The organism is Symbiobacterium terraclitae (genome assembly GCF_017874315.1).
GTDB lineage: Bacteria > Bacillota > Sulfobacillia > Symbiobacteriales > Symbiobacteriaceae > Symbiobacterium > Symbiobacterium terraclitae.
Genome location: NZ_JAGGLG010000003.1, coordinates 158806 through 180331, shown reverse-complemented (window position 1 = coordinate 180331; position 21526 = coordinate 158806). Strand labels below are relative to the sequence as shown.

The following is a 21526-nucleotide window of genomic DNA, read 5'->3' as shown; positions in this document are numbered from 1 at the left end:
TTCCATTGTAACAGAAGGGCGGCTTCTTTTGTATTTAGACAAAAAGAAAAGGGGGCTGTCCCTAAGTCATCCTCGATGACTTTTGGGACAGCCCCCCTTCTGTGACGCCGCCTACACGTGCACTGGCTTCAGCCGCCTGAGGATGTCGTAGGGTCGGATCCCCCGGCGGAACACGATGTGCGTGCCCTTCGTCCCCAGCGACCGGGTCTCGAGGAGCCCGGCCGACTGCAGGCGGCGCAGCACCGACACAACCGATGACCGGGAGATCCCCGTCTGGTCCGCGATCTGCGAGGTGACGACCTGCACGGTCCGCTCGTTGGGTACGCTCTCCAGGAGCGACTTCAGCACCGCTTCCTCCGATACGCTCAGTGTGGAAATCGCCCGGCCGATAGGGTCCTCGGATTCGATCTCCTCCAGAACCTGCTGCACTTCCGCCAACAGACCCGCCAGTTCCTCGTCTTCGAGGCGCTCCATGGCCTGCGCCAGCCTCTGACTCAGCGTCTGCATCCGCTCAGCCCCCTCCCCGTATGGAATGTCGCAAGCGAGTGTTCGCCAAGTGCGGTCTGTAGCTATAGAACATTTGTAGTGGATATCTTACCAGAGATACAATTCTGGTTCAACTCATTTGTATCACCAGGACGATAGCGCGTGTCGATTCTGGTGCGGATTTATCTGTTTGCAGATCGATGCCGAGATATGCTAATATTTACGCAGAGATTGTGGAGGAGGAGGAGAATGTCTCTCGGCAGCCGGATTCGTCACCTGCGCCGGGCCAGGGGATTCCGTTCCATCAAGGCCCTGGCCGAGGCAGCAGGGATACCATACTCCGTCTTATACAACGTGGAGCACGGGTTGACGGCGAACCCGCAGATCGAGACGCTGACCCGACTCAGCGCCGCCCTACAGGTTCCCCTGGATCAGCTCCTGGCAGACGACACGCCCCCCGGCGGCGCGGACGCAGACTACAAATGGCTCTGGCGCAGCCGCATCGCAGAATCAAAACCCAGTGAAATCATAAAACTGCGCGAAACAACTGTAGAGCAGCGGGCCCTCTGGTGCATGCGGCAGCTCGCCGGTGTCCTGCCGGCGCAGCGGCTGGCGGACCTGCTGGGCCTGAACCCGGAGCAGCTGGCCGACATCCTGGCCAGCCGCAGGGCCGCGTCTCCCGAGCTCGTCGACCTGTTGTGCGAGCGCTTCCAGGTGCCCGTGAACTTCCTGATCCACGGGGATCCCGGTCCGGTGGACTCCCTGCTGCAGCTGGTGCTCAGGCACCCCAACTCCGGCGCCTACCTGCAGATGGTGTCCAAGGCCATGCAGGCGCAGATCCCGCCGGAGATCCTCGACCGCCAGATCGACCTGCTGGTGGCCGCCTCGGCGGTGCGGCACTGACGGGTCTGCGGCGCCCTACACCCAGACCGAGAGCAGGAGCCCCAGCACCAGCAGCGCACCGAAGCGGGCCAGCACCTGCGCCACGCCCTTGACCGCCGGGTGGAGCCGGGCAGGTTCCCGCTCCCGGAGGAAGAGGCGCACCGGCCGGACCGCCGAGGGCAGCGACAGCAGCACCAGCAGCGCCCACGGGCTGAGGCGCCCGGCGGCCACCAGGCCGAGGGTGACGCCGTACGCCAGGACGAAGGCGCCGGCCAGCACGCCCACGGCCGCCGTCCGGCCGAGCACGATGGGCAGGGTGTGGCGCCCGCCGGCCCGGTCCGCCTCGATGTCCCGGATGTTGTTGGCCAGCAGGATCGCGCCGATCATCAGGCCGATGGGGACCGCGACCCAGACCGCGGTGGCGGTCACCCGCAGCGCCTGCGTGTAGTAGATCAGCACGATCATCACGGGACCCATGAAGAGGCCGGCGGCCAGCTCGCCCAGCGGGGTGGAGGAGAGGGGCAGCGGCCCGCCCGAATAGAGGAAGGCGACGCCGAGGCAGAGCAGCCCCACGCCGAAGACCCACCAGGAGCTGGTGGCTGCGATGTAGAGCCCCAGCGCGACTGCGGTGCCCAGGAACGCCCACGCCAGGCTGATCACCAGCCGGGGCGAGACGCCGTCGCGCACGATCGTGCCCGCGATGCCGACGTGCTCGCGCGTGTCGAGCCCCCGCACGTAATCGAAGTATTCGTTGAACATGTTGGTCGCGGACTGGATGAGGATCGCCGCGAGCAGAAAGGCGCAGAACCGGCCGGCGTGGAAGCCGCCCTCTGCGTAGGCGAGCGCCGTGCCGCCCAACACCGGGGCCACGCTGGCCACCAGGGTGAACGGCCGGAGCATGCGCCACCAGACGCCAAGACGCGTGCGTGCTGCCATCGTTACTCCTTCTTGCTCAGGTATGTTTCATCCCAATATACTATCAGACCATAACCGGATTCGCATTGGGCCGCGACCCGATTCCGAACCGCCGCGGCGCGCGCATAGCCGGCGGACGGCCCGGGGAATCTAACAGCGAGGCCGCTGCCCGACCAACGCAGGTGGGGCCGGCCTCCCCGCAAGGCGGCGGATTCGCCCTATCGGGCCGAAAGGGTTCCGGCGGCGCTCCGCCAGGGCCGTTCGGACGGCCGGGCGCCCGGTACGTCCGTGCGGGTGGAGGCGCCCGGAGCTGGTTCTCCGGGCTTGGAGCCGAAAACGCGGACCTCTGCGTCCGCGTTTTCGGCGCGCCTTGGGGCGGTGGACCCGCCGCATGCCCCCCGGGGGCTGAGGCGGCGCACTCCCGCATACCCCCGGGGGCATATCCCGCGGCTACCCCTGCGACGTCTTAACTGGTAGAATGGACGGGAACGGCCACAGGCGATCGCGTCCAAATCCGGTTCCAGTAGGAGGAAGCATTCGTGCGCAAAGTCGTCATTCTCGGCACCGGACCTGCCGGCCTCACCGCTGCGATCTACACGGCGCGGGCCAATCTCCAGCCGCTGGTGGTCGAGGGCAACGAGCCCGGCGGCCAGCTGACCACGACCACCGAGGTGGAGAACTTCCCGGGGTTCCCTGACGGGGTGATGGGCCCGGAGCTGATGGACAACATGCGCCGCCAGGCCGAGAAGTTCGGCGCGGAGTTCCGCAGGGGCTACGCCACCGGAATCGACCTCTCCGCCCGCCCCTTCAGGATCACCATCGACGAGACCGACGTGATCGAGGCGGAGGCCGTCATCATCTCCACCGGGGCCTCGGCCAAGCTGCTCGGCATCCCGGGAGAGAAGGAGAACGTCGGCCGCGGCGTCTCCACCTGCGCCACCTGCGACGGCTTCTTCTACCGCGGCAAGAAGGTCCTGGTGATCGGCGGCGGCGACTCGGCGATGGAGGAGGCCAACTTCCTCACCCGGTTCGCCGACGTGACCGTGGTGCACCGGCGGAGCGAGCTCCGGGCCTCCAAGATCATGCAGGAGCGCGCCCGGCAGAACCCGAAGATCAGCTGGGTTCTGAACGTGACGCCCGTGGAGGTCGTTGCCGACGAGCGGGGCTTCCGGGCCCTGAAGGTCCGGGACAACGCCACGGGCGAGGAGCGGCTGCTGGAGGCCGACGGCATGTTCGTCGCCATCGGCCACAAGCCCAACACGGACTTCCTGAAGGGCCAGCTGGAGACCGACGAGCTGGGCTACATCAAGACGGTGCCCGGCACGGCCCGCACGGCGATCCCGGGCGTCTTCGCCTGCGGCGACGTGCAGGACTCCCGCTACCGCCAGGCGATCACCGCCGCGGGGTCGGGCTGCATGGCCGCGCTGGACTGCGAGCGGTACCTGGAGGAGTCGGCCGCCCACGACTGGTCTCAGACGCTCAGCCGGTAATCCGGCCGACCGGGCCCAGCCGGTCGGCCTCAAGGAGGGCCCAATGAAGCACTACATCATCGGAACGGCCGGCCACGTGGACCACGGCAAGAGCGCCCTGATCCGGGCCCTGACCGGCGTGGAGACCGACCGCTTCCCCGAGGAGCGGGAGCGGGGCATCTCCATCGACATCGGCTTCGCCCCCTTCCCGCTGCCCAGCGGCCGCCGTGCGGCGGTTATTGACGTGCCGGGCCACGAGAAGTTCATCCGGAACATGCTGGCGGGCATCACCGGCATCGACGCCGTCATCCTCGTGGTGGCGGCGGACGAAGGGGTGATGCCCCAGACCCGCGAGCACCTGGACATCCTCCGGCTCCTGGAGGTGAAGAAGGGGCTCATCGCCATCACCAAAATCGACCTCGTGGACGCCGAGATGGTCGAGCTGGTGGAGGCCGACATCCGTGATGCCGTGGCCGGCACCTTCCTGGAGAACGCGCCCTGCTGCCCGGTCTCCTCGGTCACCGGGGAGGGGCTGCAGGACCTTCTGCGCACGGTGGACGCGCTGCTGGAGGAGACCGAACCCAAGGACACCACCGCCTTCGCCCGGCTGCCCATCGACCGCGCGTTCGTGCGCCCCGGCTTCGGCACGGTGGTGACGGGCACGCTCGTGGGCGGCATCATCCGGGAAGGCGACCGGCTCGAACTGCTGCCCCTCGGCCTCGATGTGCGGGTGCGCGGCCTGCAGGTCCACGGCGAGAAAGTGGAACGGGCCGAGGCCGGCCAGCGGGTGGCGGTCAACCTCTCCGGCATCGAGCGGTCGGACGTCAGGCGGGGCCACGTGTTGTGCGCACCCGGGGTCCTCCGGCCCACCGCCTCGTTCGCGGCGCGGCTCCACCTGCTGGAGTCGTGGTCGCGGGAGCTGAAGCACGGCGAGCGGGTGCACCTGCACACCGGCACCAGCGAGGCGCTCGCCCGGGTGCTGTTGCTGGAGGGCGACGCGCTCCTTCCCGGCGAGTCGGCCTACGTCCAGCTGAAGCTGGAGGAGCCCCTGGTGGTGGGCAGGGGCGACCGGTACATCATCCGCTCCTACAGCCCGGTGCACACGATGGGCGGCGGCGTCGTCATTGAGCCGCATGCCGGCTACAAGCGCTCGCAGGCCGCCGCGGCCATCGCCGAGCTCAAGGTGAAGGAGTCGGGCGGCACCGGCGGCGTGATCGCCGAGACGCTGCTCCGCTCCGGCATGACCCCGCTGCCCCTGAACGAACTGGCCAGGCGCACCGGCGTGCCCGTGGAGGCGCTGCGGGCGGAACTGCCCGGCCTGGCCGGCGACCTGCGGGAGCTCGAGGGTGGGCTCTGGATCCACCGCCGCGGCTTCGGCCGCTTCTGCGAGGCGGTACGGGCTGAGCTTGAGGCCTTCTATGCCCAGCATCCCCTGCGCTCCGGCCTGGGCAAGGAGGAGCTGCGCCGCAGGCTCGGCCTCGGCGGCAAGGAGTTCGCCGCGCTCGTGGCGGCGGCGGAAGCCGCGGGCGAGCTGCGCGTCGTCCGCGACCGCCTGGCCCTGCCCGGCCGCACGCCCGCGCTGGACGCGGAGCAGGCCCGCCTGGCCGAGGCCGTGCGGGCCAAGGTGGCAGAGGCCGGGTTCAGCCCGCTGTCGGTGGCGGAACTGAAGCAGCAGGTGCCGGGCCGGGACACCGAAGAGGTGATCATCTACCTGACGGAGCAGGGCGAGGCCGTGCGGGTGGGCGACGACCTGATCGTGGCCGCCGCGGCCATGGAGGAGGCCGTTCGCCGGACCCGCGAGCACCTGCGCCAGCACGGCCGGGTGACCGTCGCCGAGTTCCGCGACCTGCTGGGCACCTCGCGCAAGTACGCCCTGCCGCTCCTGGAGTGGCTGGACGAGCAGCGCATCACCCGGCGGGCCGGCGACGAGCGGCTGCCCGGGCCGAACGCGTGAAGTCTCGAGGGCGGCCTCCTCTCAGCGCGACAGCAGGCCGTAGCCGAGGAAGCCCGCCAGCAGCACGGCGAGGACCGCCCAGAAGGCATTGATGGCACGGCCGGGGCTCCCCTTGCTGAACCGGTTGGCCAGGACCAGCGCGAGGATGGCCACGGCAGGAGCGACGAAGCCGACGCCGACAATCGCCCATACGATGGTGGGCATGCTATCCTCCTTCCGTAGCGATGCACACTAGGACCTTTATGCTTGTGACGATTCCAAACGCATAGCCGTGATTGACGGGCCTCCCGACAAAGCACCCATTCGGAAGGAATTGCGCTTTGCTTTGCCGAAGTGCAATTCTGACGGGTAGGTGACAGCGGGAGGTGCTCCCATGAGGCCAGACGGACGTTTGCTGGTGGTGGACCCGTCGCTTCTGGACCGCCAGCGCACCGCAAGCGTGCTCGAGGCGGTAGGTTACGAAGTCGTCCAGGCCGACAACCTCGCCGATGCCGGTGAACTGCTTGCCAGGGCGGCACCGGGCTCCCTGCGCGCTGTCATCACCGAGCTGCACTTCCCCGCCGGCGACGTGTTCGACCTGATCCGCCAGATGCGGTCCGACCCCGCCTGGTCGGGTACGCCGCTGCTGGTGGTCACCTCGCCGCCGCCCATTCCGCTGGTGGTGGAGCTGGTCGCCGCCGGCGTCAACACCATTGTCTCGAAGCCATGGAGCGTGGCGGTACTGCTCCGGAGGCTCAAGGAGAGCCTCGACGAGTGCAGCCAGGAAGCCGCCGCCGGGCGGGTGTCGTGGAACCTGGTGGAGTACGTCCGCCGGGAGTTGAAGCGGGCCGACCGGTCCCGGTCGCACCTGAGCCTGATGGTCCTCCACCTGCCTCCCGGCCTGGCCGAGGCGCAGGTGCCGGGCCTGATCCAGTCCATCGCCCGCAACCTGCGGGAGTCGGACCTGGTGGCGCGCATCGGGCCGCGCCAGGTCGCGATCGTGCTTCCCGAGACCGAGGCCGAGGGCGCCGAGGCCGTCGTCCGGCGGCTGGAGTCCGTCCTGGGACCGGTCCGCGTCGGGACGGCGGTCTACCCCACGGAGGCGGCGGACGCCGATCTGCTGCTCCGCCTCGCCCGGGAACGGGCGGGGGAAGCGCTCCAGTTTGCCTGAAGCGGGGGCGGCGCTGCCGCCCCTGTTTCGCGAAACCGCACGGCGGCCGCAGAACGTCTAACCATACGTCATTCGCTTTGCGAAACGCAGTCACTGGCAGGAAGGTGAACAGATGTCCCCCCATACGAAGCTATTCCGCCTCAGCCTGCTAGCCGTGGTCGCGGCCGCCCTCTTCGCCGGCTGCACGGTGGGGGCCGATCCGCAGACCCCCGCCCCCGGGAACGAGCCCTCCGTGCAGGAGCCCGGAGAGCAGCAGCCGTCGGATCCTGAGCCGCAGCCCGACCCGGACTCCGGCACCGCTCCGGCACCCGGTTCCGATCCCTCGACCGAGCCTTCGCCCTCCGGCGGCGGCCGTGAGGTCAAGATGGTCACCAACCCCGACGCCATCGACGTGCTGGTCAACAAGGAGTGGGCCCTGTCGCCCGACTACGTGCCCCCCGACCTGGTGGAGCCCAACGTGCGCTTCATCTTCGCCGAGAAGCACGAGCGCCGGCTGATGCGGGCCGAGGCCGCCGCCGCCCTCGAGGAAATGTTCGCCGCGGCGGAGGAGGACGGCATCTACCTGGCGGGCGTCTCCGGCTACCGCTCCTACGCGTACCAGGAGATGCTGTTTACGGCCTACGTCAGCGCTGACGGCCTGGAGAATGCCGAGCGGTACAGCGCCCGGCCCGGCCACAGCGAGCACCAGACCGGCCTGGCGATGGACATCTCGGGCAGCACGGGCGAGTGCGCCGCCGACGACTGCTTCGCGGGTACCCCCGAGGCGGAGTGGCTGGCCGCACACGCCCACGAGTTCGGCTTCATCGTGCGCTACCCCGAGGGCAAGGAGGAGATCACGGGCTACATGTACGAGCCCTGGCACGTGCGCTACCTGGGCAAGGAGCTCGCACAGAAGGTGCATGCCACGGGCCTCACCTACGAGGAGTACCTGGCCCGGAACCGCTAGTGCGCGAACCTGACACCGGCCCCGCCACGCAGGCGGCGGCCGGTGTTTGCGCACTAGAAAATGTTGCCAGGTGCCGTGTGGGCGCAGGAGTCAGCATTCCGACCATGGAATCTCTACACACCTGATAATGACAATAGCAGTACGAACAGGGCGTTTCTGCCACACGGCGGTGCGCCCGTCGTGCTGCGACGAGATGGAGGCAAGTGGGACATGCGGCATTCACGGAGACGGCGGATCATAGCGGCTCTCGCCCTCGCGGCCTGCCTCGGTGCGCTGCCGGCACCGGCCGGAGCAGCCACGTACACGGTAGTTACCAACGGCACCACCGTGGCCGGCGTCCAGCCCGAGATGGTGAACGGCCAGCTCATGGTGGCCGTGCGGCCCTTTGCGGAGAGCCTGGGCTACAAGGTGAGCTACGACGCCACGAGCAAGATGATCACCGTCTCCAAGCCCGGATACTGGCTGACCATGTGGATCGGCAACACCCTGGCCTTCCAGAACGACAAGGCGGTCTGGGCCACCGTGGCGCCCTACCTGAAGAACGGCCAGGCCATGGTGCCGGGCTACTGGCTGGCGGTGCGCCTCGGCGCCCAGGTCTCCTACGCCAACGCCACGCTCACGGTGACGAACGGGTACCAGCCGGCCCCGACGAGCGCCACCAATCCGAATCCCAGGCCCGACTCCCCGTTCGCCGACCCGACCTACGTCTTCCCGTTCCCCCAGGGCGCCACCTACTACGCCTACGCCGACACCATGGGCGCCTCCCGCTACTGGGATGGCGTGACCTTCGGCCATGAGGGCACCGACATCCCCGCCCCCTACGGCACCCCCATCGTCGCCGTGGCCTCCGGCAAGATCGTCCGGTACGGCTGGAACACCCTCGGCGGCTACCGCGTCACTATCGAGCTGGACGACCACCCCGGCTACTACTTCTACTACGCCCACCTGAGCCGCTACGCGCCCGGCCTCTACGAGGGGGCGCGGGTCAAGAAGGGCCAGCTGCTCGGCTACGTGGGCTCCACCGGCGAAGGCCCCGAGGGCACCTACGGCAAGTTCATCGACCACCTGCACTTCGGCATCTACGACAGCAACTGGAAGCCCATCAACTCCTACCCGCTCCTCAAGTACTGGGAGGGGAACAAGGCCAAGCTGTAAGCCCGCAGGAACGAAACGGCCCCGCCAGGTCGGCGGGGCTTTGCGCGCGGCTATTCCGCAACCCGCAGCTCGGCGGTGACGGCGTCCACCCAGGCGGTTACCTCTCCCTTGCCCACCAGGCGGCCCTTCACCTCCCATGCGGGAGACTCCGTGCCGGGGCCGGCGCCATCTGCGCGGTAGGCTGCCGCCCACTGGTTCGCCGCATTCTCCGGGTACCTGGCCCTGGCGATTCGGATCGCAGCCTCCTCGGAGACCTCGGCGGTCGGGCGCATGTGCGACCACATGGCGGCCATCCCATCCGGTTCATCCGCCGCGGAGAGGCTGAGGAACATCTCCCCCTTCCGGAACAGCAGCGCCCGGTCATGCGCGGGCAGGGATTCCCATCCCTGCGCCGGCATTTCTGCCCGGTACCACGCCAGCAGCTCGGCGGCCGTCACGCCGCTCGCCCGCGAGAGGTAGCGGCCTTCCGAGTACGGCAGGTGATCGACAAAGGCGGGATGGGTGGGGAAACTGAACAGATCCGGGTCGTTCGGCAGCCGCCGGGGCTCGTCCTCCTGCGTCACGCGGATGGCCTCGGGCGGCACCTCCAGGAACTGCTCGCCGCCGTCCCAGGCCAGGTGCACACGCAGGGGCTTCCCGGCGAGCTGGCGCACGACGTCCACCTGACCCCAATCGGGGAACGTGAAGTGATGCCCCAGGCCGTAGACCGGCTGCTGCGGCGTCAGGTCGTAGCTGCGGGGCGAGGACAGGTAGGTAGGGGCACCCTGGCTCACCTGGGCGAGCTCGGATAGAGCTTCAGTTCACCGCTTACCGCAAAGCCCGACTCGGCCTCCGCCGGCGTCGGTGGGCTGTCTGCCCCGGGGCTGCACCCGGCGAGGGCCGACGCCAGCAGGAGCGCTGCTGCGAGGGACCTGATCCGCACGTGCTTCCTCCTCTCCGCGCCATCCGATACGGCTGCGTGTGAATGCAGGCAACTCATCCCAATAGACCGGGCTGCACGCAGAAAGGTTCTCCGGGGGTCGTACCGCGGTTGGTTTCCCACTTCCGCCGACTCCCGCCGCAGAGGTAGGAGACGGGGCGTTTCCCTGCGAAATGGTTGCGGGAGACTAGGGCGGGAGGCGATGAAGCGCATGATCCTGGTGAGCGCCTGCCTCGTCGGGTGCCGCTGCCGGTACGACCAGGGCACCAAGGAGCAGGCGGAGATCGTGGATCTGATCCGGAGGGGGCAGGCGGTGCCTGTCTGCCCGGAGCAGCTGGGCGGGCTGCCCACCCCGCGCCTGCCGGCGGAGATCGTGGGCGGAGACGGGGACGACGTGCTGGACGGCAGGGCCCGCGTGGTGAACCGCGCCGGGGAGGACGTGACGGCGCAGTTTCTGGCCGGCGCGCGGGAGGCGCTGCGCCTGGCGCAGGCGGTCGGGGCGACCGAGGCGGTCCTGAAGGAGCGGAGCCCGTCGTGCGGCACGGAGGCCATCTACGACGGCACCTTCAGCGGGTCGACCACACCGGGTGCCGGCGTGACGGCAGCGCTGCTCCGGCGGCACGGGATCGCCGTGCGCAGCGACGAAAACTGGCAGGCGACAGGAGACCGGCGGCCCTGACGGCGAATTGGTTAAGCGCAGACTGAACAGAAGGGACGACCGTACGTTGGACATCACCGGACATCTGGCGGAACTGACCCGGTTGAGCAGCATCACCGGGCGGGAGCGGGCGGTGGCCGAGTACCTCCTGCGGGCGTGGGAGCCGCTGGTGGACGAGGCCCGGCTCGACCGCCTGGGGAGCTACATCGGGCTCAAGCGGGGCGACGGCCCCGAGCCGCGGCCGCGCGTGATGGCCGCGGCCCACATCGATTCCATCGGCGGCGTGGTGACCGCGATCGAGCCCGGCGGCTACATCCGCTTCACCCCGGTGGGCGGGGTGGACCGCCGGCTCCTGATGGCGCAGGAGATGGAGGTACACGGCCGCCGGGTCCTCCCCGGCGTCGTGGGCTCAAAGCCGCCGCACGTGACCAGCCCTGAGGAGCGCAAGCGGCTGGTCCCGGTGGAGGAGCTCTACATCGACACCGGCCTGCCGGAGGCCGAGGTGCGTGACCTGATCCGGGTCGGCGACCCGGTCCTGCCCCGGTACCAGTTCCGGATCCTGCAGAACGGGCGCATCTCCAGCCGCTACCTGGACAACCGGGCGAGCCAGGCGGCCCTGGCCGTGGCCCTGGAGGAGCTGAAGACGCTGCGCCACACCGCCGATTTCTACGCGGTGGGCTCGGTAGGCGAGGAGTTCGGCGGCTACCCCGGGGCCGTGGCGGCCACGAATGCCCTGCAGCCCGACATCGCCTTCGCGGTCGACGTCACCTTCGCCCGCCACCCCGGCAGCGAGAAGGACTCCTTCCCGCTGGGCGGCGGTCCCACCATCGGGGTGGGGCCCAACTGCACGCCGAAACTGGTGAAGCTGATGCGGCAGGTGGCCGAAGACGTGGGCATCGACTACCACCTGGAGGTCATGTCCGGCCCCTCGGGCACCGACGCCTGGGGCATGCAGGTGGTGCGGGGCGGGGTGGCCACCGGCATCATCTCGATCCCGCTCCGGTACATGCACACGCCGGTGGAGCTGGTGGACGTGGCCGACATCCGGCAGGCGGGCCGGCTGCTGGCGCAGGTGGTGGCGCGGATCGATCAGGCCTTCGTGGAGGAGTTGCGATGCTACTAGAGCGGCTGTCCAACGCCTGCGGCGTCTCAGGTGACGAGGGGGAGGTCCGCGACCTCCTCAAGGAGGTCCTGGCGCCGCGGGTCGACGAGATGTGGTCCGACCCCATGGGCAACCTGATCGTCCGGAAGGGATCGGGGCCCGTGCGGGTGATGCTGGATGCCCACATGGATGAGGTGGGCTTCCTGGTGGGGGAGATCACCGACGACGGTTACGTGTCGCTGAAGAAGGTGGGCGGCCTGGACGACCGGGTGCTGCCCGGCCGGCAGGTCTGGCTGACCCACCGGCGCATCCCCGGCGTGATCGGGGTGAAGGCCTGGCATTTGAGCAGCGACGAGGAGCGCAGGCGGGTCGTGCCCTTCGACGAGATGTACGTCGACCTGGGCTGCCGCTCCCGGGCGGAGGTGGAGGCCCTGGGCATCGAGCCCGGCGAGCCGGTCTATTTTGCGACCGAGTTCGAGCTGCTGGGCGACCGGGTGGCCAAGGGCAAGGCCCTGGACGACCGGGTGGGCTGCACGGTGCTGGCCCGGGTGCTGCTGGAGTACGACTTCCCCGGCATCACGCTGCTGGGGGCCTTCACCGTGCAGGAGGAGGTGGGCCTTCGGGGGGCGAAGGCCGCGGCCTTCCACCTGAAGCCCGACGTGGCCCTGGCGCTGGAGGGAACCGGCTCGGCCAACGTGGCCGGGGTCGACCCCTTCGACACCATCACCAACATGGGGGAGGGGCCGGTGATCTCGCTGATGGACGCAGCCGGCATCCCCCACAAGCGGGTCTGGGACGAGCTGGTGCGCCTGGCCCGGCTCCATCAGATCCGCTACCAGCACCGGCGCCTGACCTCCGGCGGCACCGACGCCGGCGCCATCGCCCTCTCGCGTGAAGGGGTGCCCGCCTGCACGATCTCGGTGCCCTGCCGCTACATCCACACCAACGCCGCCCTCTGCCACCTGGACGACGTGGACGGCGCGGTGCAGCTGGTTCGGCGATTCCTGGAGAGCGTCGAGAAGGGGGATTTCCGCCCATGAGCGAGAAGTTGCGGGAGCGTGTGCAGCAGCTGGCTGCGATCTGGGGACCGTCGGGCCGCGAGCAGCGGGTGGCCGACGCCCTGCGCGCCATGATCACCTCATATGTGGACGAGGTGCGGAGCGACCGGTTCGGCAACCTGCTGGCCGTGCGGAAGGGCCGCGAGGGCGGCCGCCGGGTGCTGCTCTCCGCCCACATGGACACCCCGGGGGCCATCGCCCTCAACGTGAGCGAGAAGGGGCTCATCTACCTGGCCCCCGTGGGCGGGCTGAAGGCCTATCACCTGGTGGGCAGGCGGGTCGAGTGGGGCAGCGGCGCCACCGGCGTGCTGCAGTGCGAGCACGGCGACGGCGAGGTCTCGTTCAAGAAGCTCTTCTGCGACATCGGCGCCGCCTCGAAGGAGGAGGCGCTGGCGAAGGTCGCCCTGGGTGACATCTGCACCCTGGCGGGCCCGGTGGAGGTGTGGGGCGACCGGCTGGTCGGGCCGAACCTGGACAACCGGCTCGGCTGCGCCGTGCTGCTGGAGGTGGCGGAGCACCTCCGGGAGTGCCCGCACACGGTGGTCTTCGCCTTCACGTCCCAGGGCGAGGTCGCACCGCGCGGGGCCGCCGTGGCGGCCTTCGGCGCCGAACCCGACCTGGCCCTGCTGGTGGATTCGGCCCTGAGCGGCGACCAGCCGGGCGTCCGGCAGGTGGCCTCCCGCCTCGGCGGCGGGCCGTCCCTGCGGCTCAAGGACTCCGGCTACGTGGCGCACCACGGCCTGGCGGAGCGGATTGCCGCCGTGGCCGAGGCCGGGGCGATCCCGCTGCAGCGGGCGGTGAGCCCCACCGACAGCGAGGGGCGCGCCGTGGTCTCCGTCGGCCCGGGCGTGCCGACGGCGGTGATCGACATCCCCGTCCGCTACCAGGGGACGGGGGCGGAGATGGCCAACATCCGCGACGCGCACGGCGCCGCGGACCTGCTGCTGAAGCTGCTGGGCGGTTCGCTGGAGCTGGGGTAACGCACCGCTGGTGACGGGGGCAGGGATGCCATCGTCGTGCGCACCGCCGTCGTCGCCGTTCGCGTTCGTTGCTGCTGCCGAGCGCTCCATACCCGCAGATGCAAGCCGCCCTCCGTCATCGGGGGGCGGCTCAGGTTTCCAGGGAAAAGCGATGAGCCACCCCGGGCTGGAGGGTGGCTCATCGCGTTACAGTTGCGCCTGGGTGAGCGGCTGCATCACCGACTCGAGTCCGCAGTCTGAGGTGTTCCGAGGGGGGGCAAGGGGGGCTTGCGCCCGTTCGCCGGGCTGGCTGTCTCCCATCGCGCACTGGTTGAAACGCAAAGTGAAACTCCATGAGCCACCCCGGGTTGGAGGGTGGCTCATCGCGTTACAGTTGCGCCCGGGTGAGCGGCCGCATCACCGACTCGATGCCGCAGTCTGTGGTGTTCCGAGGGGTGCAAGGGGGGCTTGCGCCCGTTCGCCGGGCTGGCTGCCTCCCATCGCGCACTGGTTGAAACGCAAAGTGAAACTCCATGAGCCACCCCGGGTTGGAGGGTGGCTCATCGCGTTACAGTTACGCCCGGGAGAGCGGCCGCATCACCGGCTCGATGGAGGATGGGTCATCCCGTTTCACTTGCACTCGGCGAGCCGTTCTCCGTCAGCGGGGGGCGGCTTTCCCGTGCTTCGGGGTCGAGGTGACGTGCGTCACTACACTTTCGACTTGTAACTGCTTAGATAATGGCAGGTTTGGCTGACAAGGAGATGATGAGATATGGACAAGGTCCGTCCGGTGCTCGGCGACGCCGTCAGTTCCGAGGCGTTCCAGCTCTTCCGCCTGCTCGGCTTCGACAGCCTCACCGAGGCGCTGGGGATCGAGGGGGAGGAGCAGGACCAGGTGCAGTATATGGCGGGGCTCTCGATGGGCCGCGCCCTGGTGCGGCGCGGCCGCATCGCCGCAGGTAGCCTCGACGACGTGATGGCCAGCTTCGCGGAGTTCTACTACAGGCTGGGCATGGGGCTGGTGCGGCACGCCGCCGGCGAGGACGGCGCCGTCACGGTCTCCATCGCCGAATGCGTGGGCTGCCACGGGGCCGAGCCGGAGGGCCGCCCGATCTGCTTCGTGGAGGCGGGCCTGATCTCAGGGGTGCTCTCGGAGGGGCTGGGAGTCGAGTTCGGCGCCCAGGAGCGGAGCTGCATCGGCGGCAAGGGAGACGAGGTCTGCGAGTTCATCCTGACGAGGGTGAGCGGGTGATGGCCTTCCGGACCCCCGGCGACGACCGCCTCCCCGCCTGGACCGCCGCGGCGATCGAACTGCTGACTCCCACCCTGAAGATCATGGCCAAGCCGGTCGTGCTGAACAACCTCAAGCGGGTCGCCGCCGACCCGGCCAACCCCACCCAGGCCGAACTCTGCACCTTCGTGGAGCGCGTGCACCACGGGATCAAGACCTTCGGCAGCGCCGACCAGGCCGACCGGCTGGCGGCCGTCCTGGCGCACCGCCTCGGGGTTCGCTGGAGGGCCGCCGCTCAGTAGGTGAAGGAGGTTCCCTGCCGGGTGACCTTCCAGGTGCCGTTCACCCGCTTCAGCGCGAGGCTCCGGCCGAGGACGCTGCGCGTGGGTTCCCGGGGATCCGAGAGGCTCGAGACGACGAGGACCTCCGTCCCCGTCGGGCTGGGCCCTCTGACCCACAGGACGGCGACCTTCTGGCGGTCGTACCGCAGGCCCGTGTTGGCCCGGATCACGTCGGCCGGGGTGAAGTCGGCCTCGTCGGCCAGCATGGATTCGATCGTGGACGCGTCCCCGCGCACCGCCGCCGACCAGAACCGGTGGGCGGCCGCGGTCGCCCGGGCGGTCGGAGACAGGTTCTGCGACCAGTACCAGACCGCGAGCCCCAGGACGAGCACGAGCGCCAGCCACGTCCGGCCCGACAGCAGCGCCGGTCGCCTCTGCTGTTCGTGCATGGCAGCCAACGGGTCTACCCCCTTCGCTCCGGCCGCCGCAGCGGCCGAAACCTTCCCATATATACCTGACGCAACTGCGGTGCAGGCCGTTCTGTAATTGAGGCAGCATTCAACCGGGGGGGCGGGACCAGAGAAGGCGGCTGCCGCGCCGCCGCCTTCGCCCCGCACGTGGCCCTGGCGGTGGGTTGACGCTTCCCTCGTGGTCAGGCTACACTTCAGGGGTAGGTGGATCGGCCCGAACCGCAGGAGCCGCGTGGAATGGGGAGTATGGAGCATGCAGGACAGAGAGCAGACCCTCGTCGAGCACCTGGCCGAGTTGCGGGAGCGGATCATCAAGGCGCTGATCGCCGTGGTGGTGGGCGTCATCGTCTCGGTTTTCATCTCGCAGCCCGTCTTCAAGTACATCATGGACCAGGCGAAGGCCGACGGCGTGCAGTTGATCCAGTATACGTTCGGCGACACGTTCCTGACCCAGTTCAAGCTGGCCATCATCCTGGGGCTGGTGCTGGCCTTCCCGGTGGTCCTCTACCAGATCGTGGCCTTCATCCTGCCCGCCCTGACGCCGGGCGAGAAGCGGCTGCTCTACATCGGCCTGCCGTTTGCCACGGCGCTCTTCCTCTCGGGCTGGGCGTTCGGCTGGTTCGTGGTGGTGCCCATCACCAAGCAGTTCTTCCAGTCGATGGCCCAGGGCGTGGGGGTCGTCGAGGCGATCACCCCGAGCAACTACGTCTCGTTCATCCTGGGGATCTGCAACCCCCTGGGCATCGCCTTCGAGCTGCCGCTGGTGGTGCTGATCCTGGCCCGCCTCGGGCTGGTCACCCACCACTTCCTGAGCCGGGTGCGCAAGTACGCCTTCCTGGCGATCATGATCCTGGCGGCCGTGCTCTCGCCGCCCGACGTGATCTCGATGGTGATCTTCCTGGTGCCGCTGTACGGGCTCTACGAGTTCTCGATCTTCCTGGCCCGGTTCGCGGCGCCGAAGGAGAAGTAGCATACCGGGCAGAGCACAGAACACACCGACGGTCTTCGGCAGACTGCGCGGTGTGTTCTGTGCTATCATGGCGGTCTCAGCGTCCCATCCGACGGGCGCCGCCGCGGCCTGACGCATCCCGGCGAGCGCCCGCCCTTGACTTCCAGGCGCGCGACCCCTACACTGGTTACGAAATCTGTTGCCAAAGGCGGAGGTACAAGACCGTGAAGAGGACGACCGCTCTCTAAGCTGCATACGGCGCCCGCACCACCGGCCGTTCCGCCGGCGGGCCGGGCGCGGCTTTGAAGCGGTCCCGTCACGGTGGCGCCTGCTGGCGTCTGCATTGCACTTGGTATCCCCTGCGCGGAGACCAGGACCACGGGAGGGCCCGTGGTCCTGTTTTGCTGTGCCCGTGAGCGGGACCGCCCCGACCACGAAGGAGGAGGCGGTTCACCTTGATGACGCTGCAAGTCCGCGACCTGCGGAAGGAGTTTGCCGATCGGACGATTCTGGACGGCGTGAGCTTCGACCTGGCGCGGGGCGAGCGCGTGGGGCTGGTGGGGCTGAACGGCTCTGGCAAGTCCACCCTGATGCGCATCCTGGCCGGCGAGCTCACGCCCGACGGCGGAGCCCTGCACTGGGGCCGCCCGGGGATCACCCGGGCCTACCTGAGCCAGGCGGACCCGTGGGACCCCGACCGTCCCCTCGGCGACCCGCTGGGGCATCTGCCGGCCGACCTGTTGGGCCGCTGCGGCATCGACCGGGCCATGCTGCGCCGCCCGGCAAGGGCGCTCTCGGGCGGACAGCGGACCCGGGCCGCGCTGGCGCAGGTGCTGGCCCGGTCGCCGGAGCTGCTCCTGCTCGACGAGCCCACCAACCACCTGGATGCCGAGGGGATGGACTGGCTGCGGGACGTCCTCTGCCGCTACCGGGGCGCCGTGCTGCTGGTGAGCCACGACCGCTGGTTCCTGGACCAGGTGGTCACCCGCATCCTGGAGCTGGAGGGCGGACGGCTGAAGGAGTACCCGGGCAACTACACGGCCTACGCCCGGCAGAAGCAGGCGGAGCGGGAGCGGGCCGACGCCGAGTACCGGGAGTACCTGCAGATGAAGCGACAGCTGGAGGCGGCGATCCGCCGGGAGCGGGAGTGGGCGAACCGGGCGCACACCGCCAAGCCCGATCCCACCGCCAGCGTGTTCCAGAAGGGCATCGACCGGAACATGGCCCGCAACCACATGCGCACGGTCAAGGCGCGGGAGAAGCGGCTGGAGCGGATGAAGGTGGAGAAGCCCCGGGAGCAGGAGCGGATCAGCCTCGCCCTGCGGGGCGGAACCGATGTGGCCCGCAACCTGGTGCTGGCCGAGGGCCTGGGCTTCACGTACGACGGACGGCGCTGGCTGTTCCGGGGCGCCTCGTTCTATGTGCAGCGCGGCGACCGGGTGGCCGTGATCGGCCCCAACGGCAGCGGGAAGACGACGCTGGTCCGTCTGCTCACCGGCGGCCTGGCACCCACCGAGGGCCGCCTGCACGTGGCGCCGGTCCGCGTGGGCTACCTCGACCAGCAGCTGGCGGACCTCGACCCCCGGAACACCGTGCTGCAGGAGGCCAGCGGCGGCAACTCCGCTCCCGACCAAGCGCGCGTCCGCACCCTGCTGGGCTGCCTGCTCTTCCGGGGAGAGGAGGTGCACAAGCCCGTCTCGGTGCTCTCCGGGGGCGAGAAGGTGCGGCTCGCGGTAGCCAAGCTGCTGCTCGCGGACCCCGACCTCCTCGTGCTGGACGAGCCCACCAACGGCCTCGACCTGGCCTCCCGGGAGCGGGTGGAGGAGGCCCTGGCCGACTACCCGGGCACCATGATCCTCGTCTCCCACGACCGGTACCTGGTCCAGCGGCTGGCCAGCCGCATCCTGCACATCGAGGGCGGGCGGCTGGAGGCTTTCGCCGGCACCTACGAGGAGTTCGTGCAGCGGGGCGAGGCCCGGGAGCGGCCGGAGGCGGCCGCTGAGATCCTGCTGCTGGAGGCCCGGCTGGCGCAGTTGAGCGCAGCGCTGGCCGCCCCGAAGGAGGAGGAGGCCGAGGCCCTGCAGCAGGAGTTCATCCGGGTCAGCAGATCCTTGCGCGCTTTAAAGGAGAAAACGACTTGACGCGGCCCGGTTGCGCTGGTAAGATGCACTCAATACCGAAAGGCGACGATGGGGAAGAGTAGAGCGCCCCTCCGCCGCGCAGAGAGCCCGGGCCCGCCACCGTGGCGGCGCTGAGAGCCCGGGTCGGCGTGAGCCGCTCGAACCCGCCCCGGAGCCGGCGGCGAGGAGCCGTCCCGGCCTGGCCAGCCGTTACCGTCGGCCACGGGTTGTCAGACCCGGACGAGCGGGCCGCTTCACAGCGGCCAATGAAGGTGGTACCGCGGAGAGGCCAGAGGCCCTTCGCCCTTCCGATGGAGGGGCGAAGGGCCCGTTGTTTCTGGCCGGTGCGTGGCCTGGAGGAGGTGGAGCGGATGCTGACGGGAAACGTGGGCTTCCTGGGTGCGGGCGCCATTGCCGAGGCGCTGATTCGGGGCATGCTGAATGCCGGCATCGTAAGGCCCGAGCAGGTGCTGGTCAGCAACCGCTCGGACCGGGAGCGGCTGAACGAGCTGGCCCGGCGCTACGGCGTGCGCACGGCGGGCAGCAAGGGTTACGTGGCCGACGTCTGCCAGGTGCTGGTGCTGGCCTGCAAGCCGAAGGACGTGGCCGGGCTGCTGGCGGAGGTCGGCAGGCGCTGCCGGAAGGGGCAGATCCTGCTCTCCCTGGCGGCGGGCATCACCACCCGGTTCATCGAGGAGCGGGTGACGCCCGGCGTCATGGTGGTCAGGGCGATGCCCAACACATCCTGCCAGGTGGGCGAGTCGGCCACCGCGATCTGCGCGGGCAGCGCGGCGACACCCGAGGCGATGGCGCTGGTCACCGCCATGCTGGGCAGCGTCGGGCAGGTGCTCACCGTGCCCGAGGAGCAGATGGACGCCGTGACCGGCCTCTCCGGCAGCGGGCCGGCCTACGTCTACCTGATCGTCGAGGCGATGATCGAGGCCGGTCAGGCGGTGGGCCTCGCGCCCGACGTGGCCAGGGCGCTGACGCTGCAGACGCTGAAGGGCGCCGCCATGACCCTGGCCGCCACCGGCGCCGATCCGGCGGTGCTGCGCGAGCAGGTCACCTCCCCGGGCGGGACGACCGCGGCAGGCCTCAGGGTCCTGCGGGAGGCGGGCTTCACCGAGGCGCTGGTCAGGGCCATCGCCCGGGCGACCGAGCGCTCCCGCGAGCTGGGCGAGGAGAAGCCCGCGGCCGCCGCCGGCGACTAGTCCCGCATCTGCACGAACCAGTAGATCGTCTTCCGGTCCCAGCCCAGGTCAAAGGGGACGTGGTACCGGTCGGCGGTGTGCGAGTTGCCCAGCGGGTAGCCCCGGCTGTCGAAGCCGGTGATCAGCGCCACGTGGGCCATCTTGTCCTTGTACTGGTACGCCAGCACGTCACCGGGCCGGACGAAGGAGCGGAAGCCGTCGGGCTTGCCGGCCGCGATCCGCCACACGGTGGCGAAGTCGCCCTTCGCCACCAGGTCGGCCTTTCCCGTGTACCGCAGGTGCGAGACCAGGCCGTCGACCCGGGTGAAGTAGGGCACCGGGATCTTGCCGCCGTGGCGCAGGGCCTGGGAGACGAAGTTGGCGCAGTCGCCCCCCTCGCCCATGTAGTTGCGGAACTTGGTGTTGTACTTGTTGCCGTTGCCGCAGCCCGCCGCCAGGCCGCAGTACGTGTCCATGTACCTGACGGCGCCCTCCCGGTCGTAGCGGTAGGCCAGGTCGAGCCGGCCGGCCGAGGCTGCCGTCGAAAGGGCGGTGGCTTCGGCCGTCGGTGCGAGAAGGCCCGCCAGGACCTGTGGCACCCGGCCGGTTGACGGTTTCCGCTTCGGCGTCTCCGCCGGCGTCTCGGTCTCGTCGCCCAGGGGGTCGGAGTACCACTCCAGGCCGATGAGCCAGCGGTCATCCGCCGTCCGGTGCAGCTCGATGATGTGCCGGCTGCCCACGCCGAACCGGTTGACGGCCTCCTCGCCCGGGTACTGGTAGCCGAGCATCAGGGACTGGGCCACGTAGAACCGCGCGCGGTCCTCGGTGACCTTCAGTTCCTTGACCCAGATCTCGGTCTTGGCCTCGACGAACTTGACCCCGCGCTCCCGGGCCCAGGCCTCGACGTACCGGTACTTGCCCTCCTCGTGCTGCAGCGCCCACTGCGCCGTCCGCCGCTCCAGGAGGAAGTCGTCCTTCAGCGACGGCCCAGCCGGGCCGGTGACGAACCGCTGGGCGCGGCGCTCGTAGATCTCCCTGAGCCGGGGCGTCAGGTCGGGCTTCGGGGGCTTCTCGGTTTCGGGCTGCGCCTCGGGCTGGGCCGGTTCCCCCGGCTGGGAGGACTCGCCAGGCCGAGTCGACTGCCCTGAATCTGCCTTCTCCCCTGCCCTGGGCGGGCTGCTGTTTTTGGGCGACTCCACCTGCCGGGGCGACCTCGCTGGCTTCGGCGCGTCCTTGAACCGGGCGTCTCTGCCCGGGTCAGCGGGTTTCTTCACCGGGTTGCTCGTGCTCTCTGCACTTGGGGCCGGCGGGGTGGGCGCCGGAGCGGCCATGGCCGGGAGCCGCGGTGCGCCGCAGCAGAGCGCGGCAGTCAGAAGGGTGCAGACAAGAAGTCGGGTCCGCCGCCTCATCACGCGATCCCTCACTTGAGCCTTCGTTCAGAAGTGGTACCTTCGTTCGCGACTGGGGCTTTCGCTCGTGGCGGAAGCCTTCGCTCATGGCGGAAGCCTTCGCTCATGGCGGAAGCCTTCGCTCATGGCGGAAGCCTTCGCTCACGGCGGGAGCCTCGTTTGTGGCGGAAGCCTACGCTCATGACGGAAGCTTTCGCTCAACATGGAAGCCCTCGTTCACGCC

22 protein-coding genes are annotated in these 21526 nt (G+C 69.6%); 15 read left to right on the top strand and 7 right to left on the bottom strand.

Going from position 1 to position 21526, the window contains the following annotated elements:
- Positions 1-111: 111 nt before the first annotated feature.
- Positions 112-507, bottom strand: a complete 396-nt coding sequence (locus tag J2Z79_RS03285) for a helix-turn-helix domain-containing protein (RefSeq protein ID WP_209465419.1) — start codon at positions 505-507, stop codon at positions 112-114.
- 228 nt (positions 508-735) lie between these two features.
- Between J2Z79_RS03285 and J2Z79_RS03280 the strand changes: the two genes are divergently transcribed.
- A complete protein-coding gene (locus J2Z79_RS03280; RefSeq protein WP_209465418.1) occupies positions 736-1389 on the top strand; it encodes a helix-turn-helix domain-containing protein in 654 nt (217 codons plus the stop codon).
- Positions 1390-1404: 15 nt separating this feature from the next.
- Here J2Z79_RS03280 and J2Z79_RS03275 read toward each other — a convergent pair whose 3' ends face one another.
- Positions 1405-2304: a 1,4-dihydroxy-2-naphthoate polyprenyltransferase gene (locus J2Z79_RS03275; protein WP_209465417.1), complete on the bottom strand. Its 900-nt coding sequence runs from the start codon at positions 2302-2304 to the stop codon at positions 1405-1407.
- Between the two features lie 518 nt (positions 2305-2822).
- On the opposite strand from J2Z79_RS03275, the gene trxB reads away from it, so the two are divergent.
- Both trxB and selB read left to right on the top strand, forming a co-directional pair.
- The gene (trxB, locus tag J2Z79_RS03270) at positions 2823-3773 is read left to right on the top strand and encodes a thioredoxin-disulfide reductase (RefSeq protein WP_209465416.1); all 951 of its coding nucleotides are present in this window, start codon (positions 2823-2825) and stop codon (positions 3771-3773) included.
- 43 nt (positions 3774-3816) lie between these two features.
- A complete protein-coding gene (gene selB / locus J2Z79_RS03265; protein ID WP_209465415.1) occupies positions 3817-5706 on the top strand; it encodes a selenocysteine-specific translation elongation factor in 1890 nt (629 codons plus the stop codon).
- A gap of 21 nt (positions 5707-5727) precedes the next feature.
- On the opposite strand, the gene J2Z79_RS03260 is transcribed toward selB, so the two are convergent.
- A complete protein-coding gene (locus J2Z79_RS03260; protein WP_209465414.1) occupies positions 5728-5910 on the bottom strand; it encodes a hypothetical protein in 183 nt (60 codons plus the stop codon).
- A 169-nt stretch (positions 5911-6079) separates the two neighbouring features.
- Between J2Z79_RS03260 and J2Z79_RS03255 the strand changes: the two genes are divergently transcribed.
- From J2Z79_RS03255 to J2Z79_RS18780, 3 genes are all read left to right on the top strand, one after another.
- Positions 6080-6856, top strand: coding sequence for a response regulator (locus J2Z79_RS03255; RefSeq protein WP_209465413.1), 777 nt, complete (start codon positions 6080-6082; stop codon positions 6854-6856).
- A 112-nt stretch (positions 6857-6968) separates the two neighbouring features.
- Positions 6969-7802: a M15 family metallopeptidase gene (locus J2Z79_RS03250; RefSeq protein WP_209465412.1), complete on the top strand. Its 834-nt coding sequence runs from the start codon at positions 6969-6971 to the stop codon at positions 7800-7802.
- A gap of 210 nt (positions 7803-8012) precedes the next feature.
- Complete coding sequence (locus tag J2Z79_RS18780) at positions 8013-8957, top strand: stalk domain-containing protein (RefSeq protein WP_209465411.1); 945 nt, start codon at positions 8013-8015, stop codon at positions 8955-8957.
- A gap of 50 nt (positions 8958-9007) precedes the next feature.
- Here J2Z79_RS18780 and J2Z79_RS03240 read toward each other — a convergent pair whose 3' ends face one another.
- Together J2Z79_RS03240 and J2Z79_RS03235 are read right to left on the bottom strand one after the other, a co-directional pair.
- Positions 9008-9730 (bottom strand): PepSY domain-containing protein, encoded by a 723-nt coding sequence (locus J2Z79_RS03240; RefSeq protein ID WP_209465410.1) that lies wholly within the window; start codon positions 9728-9730, stop codon positions 9008-9010.
- Complete coding sequence (locus J2Z79_RS03235) at positions 9727-9879, bottom strand: hypothetical protein (protein WP_209465409.1); 153 nt, start codon at positions 9877-9879, stop codon at positions 9727-9729. The genes J2Z79_RS03240 and J2Z79_RS03235 overlap by 4 nt, the downstream gene beginning before the upstream one ends.
- A 208-nt stretch (positions 9880-10087) precedes the next feature.
- Here J2Z79_RS03235 and J2Z79_RS03230 point away from each other — a divergent pair, with 208 nt between their 5' ends.
- The 6 genes from J2Z79_RS03230 to J2Z79_RS03205 all read left to right on the top strand — a co-directional run bounded on the left by J2Z79_RS03230 (position 10088) and on the right by J2Z79_RS03205 (position 15186).
- On the top strand, positions 10088-10555 hold the full coding sequence (locus J2Z79_RS03230) for a 2-thiouracil desulfurase family protein (RefSeq protein WP_209465433.1): 468 nt from the start codon (positions 10088-10090) through the stop codon (positions 10553-10555).
- Positions 10556-10601: 46 nt separating this feature from the next.
- Entirely contained in the window at positions 10602-11657 is a 1056-nt protein-coding gene (locus J2Z79_RS03225) for a M20/M25/M40 family metallo-hydrolase (protein ID WP_209465408.1), read from the top strand.
- A complete protein-coding gene (locus J2Z79_RS03220; RefSeq protein WP_209465407.1) occupies positions 11648-12676 on the top strand; it encodes a M42 family metallopeptidase in 1029 nt (342 codons plus the stop codon). Before J2Z79_RS03225 ends, J2Z79_RS03220 begins: the two co-directional genes overlap by 10 nt.
- Positions 12673-13674 (top strand): M42 family metallopeptidase, encoded by a 1002-nt coding sequence (locus tag J2Z79_RS03215; protein WP_209465406.1) that lies wholly within the window; start codon positions 12673-12675, stop codon positions 13672-13674. Before J2Z79_RS03220 ends, J2Z79_RS03215 begins: the two co-directional genes overlap by 4 nt.
- A gap of 751 nt (positions 13675-14425) precedes the next feature.
- Complete coding sequence (locus J2Z79_RS03210; protein WP_209465405.1) at positions 14426-14905, top strand: V4R domain-containing protein; 480 nt, start codon at positions 14426-14428, stop codon at positions 14903-14905.
- The gene (locus J2Z79_RS03205) at positions 14905-15186 is read left to right on the top strand and encodes a hypothetical protein (RefSeq protein ID WP_209465404.1); all 282 of its coding nucleotides are present in this window, start codon (positions 14905-14907) and stop codon (positions 15184-15186) included. Before J2Z79_RS03210 ends, J2Z79_RS03205 begins: the two co-directional genes overlap by 1 nt.
- On the opposite strand, the gene J2Z79_RS03200 is transcribed toward J2Z79_RS03205, so the two are convergent.
- Entirely contained in the window at positions 15180-15623 is a 444-nt protein-coding gene (locus J2Z79_RS03200; RefSeq protein ID WP_209465403.1) for a hypothetical protein, read from the bottom strand. The genes J2Z79_RS03205 and J2Z79_RS03200 overlap by 7 nt on opposite strands.
- A 265-nt stretch (positions 15624-15888) precedes the next feature.
- Here J2Z79_RS03200 and tatC point away from each other — a divergent pair, with 265 nt between their 5' ends.
- The 3 genes from tatC (at position 15889) to proC (ending at position 19915) form a co-directional block, all read left to right on the top strand.
- Complete coding sequence (gene tatC, locus J2Z79_RS03195) at positions 15889-16605, top strand: twin-arginine translocase subunit TatC (RefSeq protein WP_209465402.1); 717 nt, start codon at positions 15889-15891, stop codon at positions 16603-16605.
- 437 nt (positions 16606-17042) lie between these two features.
- Positions 17043-18725 (top strand): ribosomal protection-like ABC-F family protein, encoded by a 1683-nt coding sequence (gene abc-f / locus J2Z79_RS03190; protein ID WP_245302044.1) that lies wholly within the window; start codon positions 17043-17045, stop codon positions 18723-18725.
- A 350-nt stretch (positions 18726-19075) separates the two neighbouring features.
- Complete coding sequence (gene proC / locus J2Z79_RS03185) at positions 19076-19915, top strand: pyrroline-5-carboxylate reductase (RefSeq protein WP_209465400.1); 840 nt, start codon at positions 19076-19078, stop codon at positions 19913-19915.
- Here proC and J2Z79_RS19075 read toward each other — a convergent pair.
- On the bottom strand, positions 19912-21168 hold the full coding sequence (locus J2Z79_RS19075; RefSeq protein ID WP_209465399.1) for an amidase domain-containing protein: 1257 nt from the start codon (positions 21166-21168) through the stop codon (positions 19912-19914). The two genes, proC and J2Z79_RS19075, sit on opposite strands and share 4 nt — an antisense overlap.
- Between the last annotated feature and the right edge of the window lie 358 nt (positions 21169-21526).